Annotated in this window: 6 protein-coding genes; 1 reads left to right on the forward strand and 5 read right to left on the reverse strand. The window is 42.6% G+C overall.

The features are described from left to right. Positions 1-34: 34 nt before the first annotated feature. The 5 genes from HUW48_RS16225 to HUW48_RS16245 all read right to left on the reverse strand — a co-directional run bounded on the left by HUW48_RS16225 (position 35) and on the right by HUW48_RS16245 (position 10,877). A complete protein-coding gene (locus tag HUW48_RS16225; RefSeq protein ID WP_182411948.1) occupies positions 35-2,512 on the reverse strand; it encodes a glutaminase family protein in 2,478 nt (825 codons plus the stop codon). 634 nt (positions 2,513-3,146) lie between these two features. Next, positions 3,147-5,003, reverse strand: coding sequence for a glycoside hydrolase family 2 protein (locus HUW48_RS16230; RefSeq protein ID WP_220463939.1), 1,857 nt, complete (start codon positions 5,001-5,003; stop codon positions 3,147-3,149). Between the two features lie 130 nt (positions 5,004-5,133). Further along, complete coding sequence (locus tag HUW48_RS16235; RefSeq protein WP_182411950.1) at positions 5,134-5,814, reverse strand: DUF3823 domain-containing protein; 681 nt, start codon at positions 5,812-5,814, stop codon at positions 5,134-5,136. A 9-nt stretch (positions 5,815-5,823) separates the two neighbouring features. Continuing rightward, positions 5,824-7,668 carry a RagB/SusD family nutrient uptake outer membrane protein gene (locus tag HUW48_RS16240; protein ID WP_182411951.1) on the reverse strand — a complete coding sequence of 615 codons (1,845 nt, stop codon included), beginning with the start codon at positions 7,666-7,668 and terminating at the stop codon, positions 5,824-5,826. Positions 7,669-7,679: 11 nt separating this feature from the next. Continuing rightward, positions 7,680-10,877, reverse strand: a complete 3,198-nt coding sequence (locus HUW48_RS16245; RefSeq protein WP_182411952.1) for a SusC/RagA family TonB-linked outer membrane protein — start codon at positions 10,875-10,877, stop codon at positions 7,680-7,682. 681 nt (positions 10,878-11,558) lie between these two features. Between HUW48_RS16245 and HUW48_RS16250 the strand changes: the two genes are divergently transcribed. Then, a complete protein-coding gene (locus HUW48_RS16250) occupies positions 11,559-12,431 on the forward strand; it encodes an AraC family transcriptional regulator (RefSeq protein ID WP_182411953.1) in 873 nt (290 codons plus the stop codon). Positions 12,432-13,020 lie beyond the last annotated feature (589 nt).

Below are 13,020 nucleotides of genomic sequence, written 5' to 3' on the forward strand. Positions count from 1 at the left end.
GATGATTTTACCAACCATCCGGATAGTAGAGGCATTATTTAAATCTTTGCTCGAGCATTTTAATGAAATAACCGCCTACCACGGAACGGGCCCGGAAGCCAACTGACTTGCCATCTGTAGTTTCGTGCCAATCGCTGACGGGCATACGAGTGGTGGTTTCGTTTACGTATTTAAATACAGGTTGCACTAATTTCTGGAAATCTGCCGGATCATTGGCCATGGTGGCGGTCCAGATAATCCAGTCGCTTTTGGTGTAGGTTTTGCGGCTGTCCAGGGGTAAGCCGTAGGTTTGTTGTTTGGTGAGGTAATATTTAATTTCTCTTTCTTCTACTTCGTCCGGAAAAATATTGAAGCCTAATAGTTCATCCCAAACTAAATTATACTTCTGGCTCCAGGTATCGGGTTTTTCAAATACCAGGCTGTAGTGGTCGCCGGCATTGGCGAGTTGCATCCATTTTTGCGCCATTTCTTTGGCAGTAGCTTGGTAAGCTTCGGCGGTTTTGGCATCACCTAATTGCCCGGCTAATTGTCCGTAGCTGGCTAAACCCATAATGGCTTTAATAGATAAATTGGCGTTCCGGGCAATGTGACCGGCAAAATCGTCGGTGCACAGTTGGTTAGCGGGGTCAAAGCCTTCTTTTTTTAAATATTCAGCCCAGGTGGTTAATACCTTCCAATGTTTTTTAGCGTAGTTGGCGTTCTTTTCGGCTTTAGCAATGGCAGCGGTCAAAATCAGCATATTACCGGTTTCTTCCACGGGCATGTCTTCGCCGTAGGTTTGGCCGTTGGCCAAGGGGTACGTTCCTACATCGTGCGCCGCAAAAGGCTTGGTCCATTTACCGCTTTCAGAATAATAAAATATGGGTTCCATCATGCCTTGCAGCAATACCGGGTTGTACAACAAAAACAATGGAGCCGAAGGATAAGTAATGTCTACGGTACCGATAGATCCGTTACTAAAATTTTCTTTGGAGAAAAAGAAAGGCATACCATCGGTGTTTGCCACTAATTTATGCGCGGCAATAGCCTGGCGGTAACTCAAAGCACAGAGCTTAGCATAAGCTTCTCCCCCGGCTCTTAAAGCATCGGCGTACAGGCGTTTATCAAATGCAGCGCATTGCGCTAGCAAGGCACTATAGTCTTTTTCGGCAGCGGCCAGCATGGTTTCGGCCGTAGCTTTGCCATCGCGCCGCCACCAGGCTGGTAGTTTAGTACCGAAAAACTCTACTGAATAGATATCATCGTAACCAATAATTACGTGGTTGCTAACCGGAGTGGCACTTACATTTCCCAAGTTTTGAACTACCGCTAAGGCAACTGGTTTATCATTAACCGCCCGGGGCATGTTGGTATCCAGAGAAGTAGTTAAAGAACCTGATTTAGTAAAAGCCGCCCGAGCCGCTGAGCCAATGGTAATGGTAGTACCGGTTTGGGCTGATTGAGGTGCGGCTACGTATAAATAACCCCAATCAATACGCACATCGTCGCCTTTTTTGCCTAATATTTTCTGATCTACAGTACCTACGCGCAGTAAATTTAAGCCGTTGGCGTTTGTTTTTTGCCAGGTTACATTTTGGTCGGGTTGGTCTACAGCTAAATCAGCGGCAGCGTCGAAATAAACTTTAACCTCGTGGGTTTTACCATCATTGGCTTTGGCTTGCCAGGTAATGTAAGAAGCGGGCCGCGATAAAACATCAAGTTTGTTTAAGAGCAAAGGCGAGGTAAACGTTACTTTTAAATCTACGGGGCCAGCGGTAAAATTGTAAATGCTTTGCGTGGCGTTAACCTGTACTGTTTTTTGCTGCGCTTTATTTACGGATACGGCCGCTGGTAATTCTTTTACCAAACCAAAATCAATCAGCGAAGGGCCGGCCGTATTTTTCACGTGGGCAGCAATTAAATTTTTTCCTTTTTTTAAAGAAGCTTTTACTTCTTTGGATAAAGAGTATTGCTGGTATTTATTGGTAAAACAAGCACATTCGTAGGCGGGCAAGCCGTTGATGTAAAGTTCCACGTTATCATCGTGAAACATCGTTAAGATTAACTGTTCCGGATTTACTTCGGGCAGATTTATTTCGCGGCGGAGCCAAACTTCCTCGGTATTCCAGGAGGTTGTTGGTTTCGGGTTCATATTATCGGAACCCAAAGAACCTTTCCCAGCTTTCCAGGCAGAGGCACTAAAAGCAGGTTTCGTCCAATCACCGGATGGTTTTTCAAAAGTGTATTGTACCGGATACGCTTCGCTTACGGCAGTAGGTACTATGGTTTGATAAACCGGAGCTTCGGCGCCTAAGAACTGGAAGGTTTTGCCATCTACCCGAATTAAACCATTTAAACCTTGATTGCGACCGGTCCAATGTTTAGTGGGTTCTTCGTTTAATTTATTCGCAAACGACCAAACGCTGGTATAAGGATCGATGGTAACTAAAGGTACGGCCGGGGGCCGCAGTTCCTGCGCTTGCAGCCCCATCAGGCGGAAAGAAATAAAAACAAAGGCAACTAGTTTTTTCATTGTAAATAGATTATGCTGGTAATAAGTTTTTATTTGAGAAAATTGTACTTGGTTTCGCTGGTTAAAATTACTTTCACTTAAACCGTGGGGAGCTGACATTATTGATTTTAAAGAAGAAAGTTTACACAAAGCGAAAGGCACTATTAAGTAAACTGGGAACAAAATAAGTTAATGGTTTATATAGCAGGTTTTGCTAAACTCCGTTCTGGTTTGCATAGCCACCCTAAGGCGCAAATTTACTTCTCATCATTGTGCGCGGATTTACTTCCGGGTATTGCAATTAAAAATGTACTACTATGGCGTGGAAGTAACTTCCGCGCCTTGCAAATTATAAAAAGCTGTTTGTTCGCATAGCTAGCTGAGTAGCTTAATTTCTGAGTGAAGCTGTTTCATTGTTCAAGTCTTTGTTCTTTTTGTCTTGACACAAAAAGAACCAAAAAAACGCAAGACGCTAAAAACTCGCTGAACGCTCGAACAATTTAGCGTCGTTTTCTGCACCTGGCTAAAGCTATCTGTTGTATTGCTGACTGGCAAAATTTAGTAAACACGAGCGAGGTTGGCTCGCGCACGCCATACATTCTATTTAAAAAATTCAGCCTCTTCTCACGTAGAAGAAGAGGCTGAAAACGAAATTCTATTTAAAATTTACTAAACCTTGATTATACAGTTTGCCGTGTACTTCCTTTAACCGATTTTCGGGTATTTTAATTACTTTACGGTCGTAGGTCATCAGGCCGTTGGTTTCTATTTCTACGTCGGTGGTTTGGGTATATACTGCCGCTGATAAACCACGTTTAATCAAATCCGTCATAACGTCCATAAAAGGTGCGTAGCGGTTAAATAAATCGTCGGCATTTTTAAAACTTTGATAGCCCCAGTTATCTTTTTGCTGCCAGGTATGGCCGGTTAACGGTAAACCTAATCCCCCAAATTCACCTAGTACAATAACTTGTTTGGCTCCAAATAAATCGGCCCGGGGCATAGCGGGTGCCGGATAATTGTGCAAATCCAGAATGTGCCCTACATCGTGAAAGTTACCGCCGCTGGCACTGTTCACCAACCGCGATGGATCTTTTTGCATGGTCCAGTTAGTAATTTCTACGGTTTTAAACTGGCCCCAGGCTTCGTTAAAAGGTACCCACACCACAATGCTCGGGAAGTTGTGTAAGTCTTGCATAATTTCGGTCCACTCCTGGCGGTAAATTTTTTCGGATTCCGGAGTGCGGGTCATATCGGCATCGCGCATTTCAATGCCCGGTTGCGTTACCCAACGAGCCCCCAAGTCGCCACTCGGCATATCCTGCCAAACCAACATGCCTAATTTATCGCAATGATAATACCAACGGGCTGGCTCAACTTTCACGTGTTTCCGGATCATGTTAAAGCCCATTTCCTTGGTTTTTTCAATATCAAACAGCAAAGCTTCTTCCGTGGGAGCGGTATATAATCCATCGGGCCACCAACCCTGGTCAAGTGGTCCGTATTGAAAAACAAATTTATTGTTAAGCAACATGCGTTGGGTACCTTGGGCATCGGGGGCCATGCTAATTTTACGCATGGCAAAGTAACTTTTCACCTCGTCTACTGCTTTTCCGTTACGAACTACAGCAATCCGTAAATCATATAAAAACGGATTTTCCGGCGACCAAAGTTTAGGATTGGCAATTGGCAAAATAGCCTCGCTCCCGCCCGCTACTTCTTGTTCGGCAATTTTCTTTTTACCGTCCCAGGCACTTACCCGGATTTTATCATTGCCTTGCCCGTTTTGTACCTGCGCACTTACCGTAAGTGATTGCTTATCGATATCGGGGGTTTGGCGGGTAGTGTGGATGTACGTTTTAGGAACAACTTCAAGCCATACGGTTTGCCAGATACCCGTTACCGGCGTATACCAAATGCTTTCTGGTTTTTTAACTTGTTTGCCTCTGGGTTGGGGGCCATCATTGGTCGGGTCCCAAACGCGAACCACAATTTCCTGCTGATTGCCGGATTTTATTGCAGCCGTAATATCAAAAGAAAACGGATCGTAACCCCCCTGATGCGTTCCCACGGATTTGCCATTTACAAAAACTTCGGTTAACCAATCTACCGCGCCAAAATGCAGCAACACATTCTGTTTTCTGATTTTAGCTGGAACAGTAATAGTTTTGCGGTACCATAAAACGCTATCTTTCCCCACGGTTTTACCAACCCCCGACAAAGAAGATTCTACGGCAAAAGGCACCAGAATTTTACCATTAAAAGCTGTTGGCCGGCTAGCTTCCTGCGCTTTTGGCTGGAGGGCGTAATCCCATAAACCATTTAAGCTTTGCCAGTTCTCGCGCACCATTTGGGGGCGCGGGTATTCGGGCAACGGATTAGTTGGATTTACTTTTTCGGCCCAGGGCGTCCGGATTTTAGTACCTGCTGGCTGCCAGTTACTTTGCTGGGCGTTTGAATTATTTACCTGAAAAACAAAAACAAGCAATAAGAAAAGATAGCAATTTTTCATTTTCATAAATTTTGGCGGATTACATATCAGCGGTAAAGAAAAACAAACTTGTTCAAATTATAAAAATTAAAAAAAGTAATCCGGAATAAGCTTTAAAAAGCCTACCCCGGATTACTTTTTTTTAATCGAACTACTTTAAAGAAACTTGTTGCGGCACCGAGTATAATCTTTCGGCTACACCTTCTGTTTTTACACCAATTCTGGCGAAAGTATATCCTTTACTAACTAAGCTGGCCGGCGCATTTACCGTTAAAGTAATGGGCTGCGAAAAATCGGTTATAGCCGATGCTACGATTTCGGCGCTGCCCGCATTATTGTTTTGGTCCACAATATTGGTAGTGCCTACATAGAGGTTTACTCGCTCCAATTTGCTACCCGCGTTAATTTGCTGCAAGTTAAAAGTAGCTGTTACGGCCGAAGCGTTTTTCTGATAGGTATCATTCTTTACCACAAAATGTGGCACTACCGGCACATCAATCATTGTAGAACCTTTTACCTGCACACTAATGGTATCGCCGTTATCGAGCCAGGGACCATTGCCTCTTAAACGAACCAGCTTATAATTGCCATCGAATAAAGCAGCTGAGAAAGTACCATCCCAGGCCACATGCACGGGTATTTTAGTAAATAAATCGTAGCCAGGTTGCCATAACTCCAGTTGTACGCCATTGGATCGTACGCCAACGGGTTGTCCGTCGTAAACTACCCGCCCCGATAAAATAGAAGTAGGCGGATCGTAATTATCTTTTTCACATCCGGTTAAAATAGTAACCAGAACTAATGCGATATATGCTATAAAATTACTTTTCATGTCTATCAATTAATGAAATGGATTTCTGACGATTTTCGGATTGTTGTTTAGCACCGCCTGGTCGATGGAAGAATAATAGTTACCCATCTGGAAGTTACGTGGCGCCCGGAACCGGGGAGCGCGGATTTTATCGAACACGTATTTGTTGTGAGTGGAGTGGCCCGGCCGAACTACCCGGTAAGGGTATAAAGCATACATCACGGCATTGGGGTTACCTTCGCTGCCATTCCATATTTCGTGGGCAATACGCCAGCGTTTTAAATCCCATACCCGGTGGTCTTCAAAGGCAAACTCTACCCGGCGCTCGTTCTGAATTCTTCCAATGGTTAATTCGGTCAGGCTATTCGGTTCAAAGCCGGCTCTTTCTCTTACCTGGTTCACGTAGCCCAAGGCTTCAGGTAAAAGGTTAAGTTCAAAAGCCGCTTCGCCGGCATTAAGCAGCACTTCGGCGTACCGGAAACGCACCCACCACATATCGCTCCGAATACCGCGGGTACTGGCGCCGGGTGCCGGATCAATGTACTTCCGCAGGTAAAATCCGGTGTTCGATACTTCTGTTTGCGAGCGTTGCGGACCCGAAGCACCCGTTAATAACCCCCCATCTGTATATCTGGAACCGAGCACATCGGATTCTACGGTCTGGTAGTCGCCATTATTCCAAACTTTTACGCCGGCCTGTATCTGCACTTCTAAGCCTCTAAAAGTAGTGCCGGGGTAAATAATGGTTCCGTATAAACGGGCATCTTTATTCGCGAAAACATCCGACAGATTATCGTAATAGATATAATCGCTGTTATCGGCAGTGCGGATTTTTAACTCTCCCGACGTGCCATCCAGGTATTCGTACGCTTCTACCAAATTTAAAACCGGTGTAATAATGGAGGATGAAAGGTTATCTTCGCGGATATTCCGGGCAATGTTATCGTAGGTAAAGCCGTGGCGTTTATCTTTTGACACCAAAAAATCCTGCGCCATAATTACTTCGCTGTTATTAGCCTTCCGGGATACTGCTTCGTAGAAATTTTCGCCTAGGTTAGGATTGCCGGTGTGCAGTTGGTACGCGTTGCTGGCAATAATTTCGCGGGAGGCTTCTAATGCTTTGGTGTAATACTCATTTGCCCGGTCAGTCGGAATGCCCACTTCGCCACCTTGGGTAGTTATAGGAGCTGCCAATCGCCCGTTGTACTTGGCAATAGAACCCGCGTACAGCATGGCCCGGCTTTTTAAAGCGAGCGCCGTATATTTATTTGCCCGCGTGTTGCTACCCGCATTTCCCAGTTGTTCTTTAATAGCATCGAGTTCGCTGGCTATAAAATCATACACTTCGGCTTCTTTGGCCCGTGGTTGTTGCAAGGCAGTAGCATCGCCGCTAAAATCGTAGATTAATTGGTTGGTTACCAGCGGTACGCCACCCATTCTTTTTACTAATTCAAAATATTGGTAGGCCCTTAGAAACCGAAGCTCGGCGGCAAATTGCGTTTTTTCAGTGGGAGTAAGTGTCGTACCAAATTTTTCCATGCTCTCCAGCGATAAGTTGATATCCCGGATTAAAGCATAATCCCACAAACGCCAGCGGTCGAAGCCGTAAGAAAATATGTTATTTGAACCCTCGCCGTTACCCGACCAAATGGCTTCGTCGTAAGCCGCGAAATTTTCCCAACCGGAGTTTATTTGAGAGTGGGCCGGTAAACGGTTATAAAAGTTGGCCAGCAAGCTGGTTATCATTTTAGGATCGTTCCAGACCTGCTCTTCCAGGATTACATTAGGAGCTTCCCGTTCCAGCCAATCGTCCTGGCAAGCTGATAACGGCAATAACGAAGCGCCAAAAATTAAAAATTTATAAATACTTTTCATGTATAGCTTAATTAAAGACCTAAAACAAAACCAAAATTAAATAAGCGTTGCTGCGGATAAACCAGCCCGTTGGCCGAAGAAATTTCCGGATCAATGCCAAAATCTTTGGTATTATCAATCGAGAAAAGGTTGGAAGCATTGGCATATACCCGCAGGTTAGTGATACCCACTTTATTAATAAGTTTCTGCGGAACGGTGTACCCTAACTCCAAATTACGCAAGCGGATATAACGAACGTTGGTTACCCAATAATCGCTGCGGCGGAAGTTGGCATGGCCAGCGTTATCTTTGCGAATGGCCGGATAAGTACCAGGTATCCACGGGCTATCGTTATTAAATGGATCGGCCCGGTGCCAGCGATCCTCGAACATATAAGCCGGCGAAGTACCGTTGTTCTGGAAAGGATACCGCAACTCCCAGTCGCGCAGGAAAGATTGCATGCTGGCTCCCGAAAAATCCACGAACAAACTAAATCCTTTGTAGGCAAAACTGGTGTTAATACCGTAGCTAAAATAAGGATTCGCGCCTTCGGCAAAACCAATGGGTCTTTGGTCTAAGTCGTTTATTACTTTATCGCCGTTTACATCTTTAAAAATTAAATCGCCGGGAAGTTGCGTGCGGTTACCCTGGCCATCATTATCAACGGTGTAATTATCAATTTCTTCCTGCGATTGGAATTGTCCGGCTACCTGATAACCCCAGTTAATATTCGCCCAGCGATCGGTAAAAGTATTCCGGTATTCGTTCCAGGAATTACCAAAACGTGGTTTATACTGTTCCAGGTCTCTTCTTCTGGAAACGGTACCATTTACGCCTAAGGTATAACTCAGCTCCCCGGCTTTACCTCTGTACGTAACGGCTCCTTCCAGTCCACGATGGGCATCGGAGTTTAGGTTGGCTAAAGGTAGGGTGTATCCTACTTCGCTGGGTAGCAATACATCGTACTGCGAGGCTGGTAAACCACTGCGCTTCCGCTCAAATATGTCAAACTGACCCGAAACTTTATTATCTAAAACTGAAAAGTCCAACCCCACGTTGGCCGAGGTATTTTCTACCCATGATAGCGTAGTTATAGGTAAACCTCTTGGTTGCAGGCCTGTAACCAGATTGCCGTTAAAAACTGCGTTGCCGCTGGCCCAATTATAACCCGGCAAATAACTAAATGGCTGTACTACCCACAAATTTTCAGATGGATTACTCGGATTTTGATAGCGGTCGCTACCGGTTTTACCGTAAGAAGCCCGTAATTTCAAATCGTTTAGGAAAGAAACTTTGTCTTTTAAGAAATTTTCTTCTGAAAGCTTCCAGCCAACGGATACCCCGGGAAATAAGCCCCAACGGCTATCTTTTCTAAAAACAAAAGACCCATCGTAGCGGCCCAGTACTTCCAGTAGATATTTTTCTTTAAAATTATAGTTTAAACGGGCAATATATCCGGCCCGGGCTTCTACATTCCACTCATCCAATAAGAAATCCTGGTTGGCAAAATACTGAATGGGGATGTAATTATTGGGTGGCACCGTATGTACGATCATGTATTTATTATCTACATCCGAGCGCTCATAAGCAGCAACCGCCGACACGCCATGGTTCCCAAATTGCTTGTTCCAGTTTAACTGAAGCTGGGCAAACCGATCGATTACATTGCGTTTACGCCGTTCGCGCCACGGATTTTGATTACCCCCGCCTGGCACCTTATTATAAGTATCGGTAGCTTCATCGTAGGTGTAGGCATCGTAGGTGTATTCAAACCCATCAAAATCAAAATTGGTAAAATTGTAAGAATACGTTGCTTTGGCAGTTAAGCCAAAATTGAAATCGTACTGGGCATACACGTTCCCCTTGATACCGCGCCAAATTTCATCAATTGGGCCGGTAATGTCTTCGTCGTAAGTAGCCGGATTTACGTTTACGTTGTGCGTTTGATTAATGTACTTGGGGTTGTCGTTGGCATAAGGCCTTTCGGTGGGCCACATAGTAAAAATACTCAGGAAAGGATTAAAATAATCGTCTAGGCCTGGCACTCCGGCCTGGTGGCGTTTCTCAATACGTCCGCTTAACTGGGTACCTACCCGTAAGCCTTTGGCAATACCCGCATCTAAGTTAGCCTGGATGTTTGTCCGTTCGAACCGGAAATCTTTGATCAAAGCTTCCTGGTTCAGGTGCGTAACCGATAAATAATAATTCATGGATTCGGAGCCACCGGAAGCACTGCCATTCAAAAAATACTGCGGCACGTTGGGGCGCATAATAAAATCGTAGTAATCAGTGCTTTGATAGCCTTTTTCCGTTCCTATGCGCCATTTTTCCAGTTCGTCCGGAGTAATGTTAGACGTTTCGCCCCGGTTCTGCGCCGATTCGATTAATGCCCGTTGGTGCTGGTAGGCATTAGCTGGTTTAGGAAAACGGGTAAAATTCTGTAAGCCGTAATAGCCGGATAAGTTGATTTTAGTTTTTTCGCCGGCCTTGCCTTTTTTAGTAGTTACTAAAATTACGCCATTAGCAGCGCGCAAACCGTAAATAGCCGCCGACGCATCTTTTAGAATAGAAATATTCTCGATATCGTTAATACCCAGGTTATTAAACTGACCCGCATCTGCCGGCACTCCATCGATTACGTACAAGGGATCGCCTAAATTCCGGATTTGAATATTGGTGGTACCACCTGGACGGGCATCGGTTTGTCGCGAAGTAATACCTTGTACTTTACCAACCAAAGCACCGGAAGTAGTAACGGCTGGTGTACGGGTAATATCATTCGCTTGTATTTGACTGACTGCCCCCGTTACTGTTCCCCGCGACTGCGTACCATAACCTACTACTACAACTTCTTCCAGCGCTTTAGTATCTGGAGCCAGAGCCACATTAATTGAATTCCGGTTATTAATGGGTACTTCCTGGGTAAGATAACCCACAAAGGAGACCACTAAGGTTCCACTACCATTCGGCACATTCAACGAAAAATTACCTTCTGGATCGGTAGCAGTACCATTGGAAGTACCTTTTACTAACACGGTAACACCGGGTAAGCTTTCATTGTTTTCACCGGTAACTTTACCTGTAACTGTTAATTGCTGCGCCAAACCTGGTTTACTGGTTAACCCTAGTATTGCCAATAATAAACTTACATAAAGTAAGTTTTTCTGAAGAAACCTCAAGCGGAGCCAGATTCCGGGAGGAGGTAGAACTCTCTGTATTAGGTGTTTCATAATTAAAAAAGTTAAAGGTGAAAGATTTATAAAAAGTGTTTTAGTGTTTAATTGCGAGTTTCAGTCTATTAAGTGTTAGGCAAACATTTATTGAATCTAAATAAGTGTATTTAATACATTTACAACAGTAAACATACTTTGTGTACCCCTTTTACCGGAGGTTTTTATTTCTTATTTTATTAATTGGTCAGGTGCTTTTAATTAAGTCTAACTTAATTAAGCAATGCAGTAGAATGGAATACAAGGAATTCTGCTCACTTGAAAAGCAGAATTCACGAACAACCTAAAGTATACCCAATCTTAGCCTTTGTAAATGCAACTCCACCGCTTTGTAAAAGCGATGGAGATTGCCCATCATCAATATTTTTTTAGCAATACTAAAACTTATTTTTTTTAATGAAGATTAAAAATTCTGCGTTATTTGCCCTCTTCCCTCCATAAACGAATCAAATAAACCACCAAGATTCTCCAGTATCCTCGTTCCAGGTAAACTTTAATATAATCTTACAATCCCGTTTTATAAAATTATAAGGCCTTAATAATCCGTTTAAGTAAGTTTTAGACGGTTTTACAATGTTCCTTAATTATTTTTTAATAATCTTTCTGTTTTTTACCATTTAATGACTGTATTTTAGCAGAAAGCAATTCATTAAAACTCAAATTAGATATATAAGTATTATCATGAAAACCGCTGTTCGTAAATCTGAAATTCTGGAGTCTAAAGCTTTCGTAATAAATTACTTAAACGATCCTTTTTTCGATACCAATTGGCATTTTCATTCAGAGTATCAATTGTTTGTTGTTTTGGAAGGAAGAGGCACCCGTTTTATCGGAGATAACATTTCTCATTTTCAGGAAGGCGATGTGGTATTTATTGGTCCTGATATGCCCCACCTCTGGCGAAATGATGATGTTTTCTTTAATAAAAACAGCCAATTAAGGGTGCAAGGAATTGTTATTTATTTTCCTAACAACTTGTTTGGCGACTGCCTACTCAATAAAGAAGAAATGTTGGGAATTAAGCAATTATTTGATAGGTCAAAGCGAGGAGTAGAATTTTACGGGCAAACGGAGAAAAAAATAGTTGCCATGATGAAAGATTTACTGTACTTACCTGGAGTAGAAGGCATTATTCAGTTGTTAACTATTTTAAAAGTTTTATCTGACTCTACGGAGTTTCGATATATTTCCAGTTTGGGTTATACCAATACGGCTAAAGAAGGCGATAAAGATCGCATGAACGAAGTATACACCTTTATAATGCAAAACTACCGAAAGAATATTTCGCTGGAGGAAGTAGCTGAAATTGCCAATATGTCTCCCACTTCTTTCAGTCGTTTTTTTAAGGTTAAAGCAAATAAATCCTTTTCTTCTTTTATAATAGAATTAAGAATTGGGTACGCCTGTAAATTATTGCTGGAAGACAATAACACCATTGCTCAAATTTGTTACGAAAGCGGCTATAACACCCTATCTAACTTCAATAAACAATTTAAAGAAATTACTCACAAAACGCCTTACGAGTACAAGAAAGAATATCTGAAAGCTATATGAGAAAACAGACAAAAGTATAAAGCTATTAGATGTTAGACTTTTGTCTGTTTAAGAAATGGAATACTAATAGCCTATTATAACCTTAGCAGCCTACACAGTAAATTAATTTATTAAGTTACTATGCTACTTGACTGAATGAGTATTATGGGTGCGTTATCATAAAATTCCAAAAGAATTTAAGGATAAAAATTTTACTTATACATGCTCAAGTAAAAAGTAAATTTTCTATGAACAAATATCAAACGGTTTTATTGAATTAGGCGTAATGTAGGAGGATAGAAAAATTTACTAAATTCAGGTTTCAAATAAGATAATTTAAAATTCACAGTTTTTTAGATTTATTTATTCGTTTAAGTTTATAAAATAAGTAAAACTATGGAATGGTACGAATGGCTTGCCTATATCGCTATTGCTGCGGGCATTTACTATTATGTTATGAAAAACATACGTAATAACGGAAGTTCCCGTCCCAGAAGGCGAAGATAGTTGCCAGTTTAGCATTTAGTTATTCTGGATTCAGGAGAATTGTGCTTTATAATACATCTGCTCTCCAATATTCAAGCACACTCTAATTCTTACGAGGTTAAAG

Origin of the sequence: Adhaeribacter radiodurans, from assembly GCF_014075995.1 — a bacterium.
GTDB lineage: Bacteria > Bacteroidota > Bacteroidia > Cytophagales > Hymenobacteraceae > Adhaeribacter > Adhaeribacter radiodurans.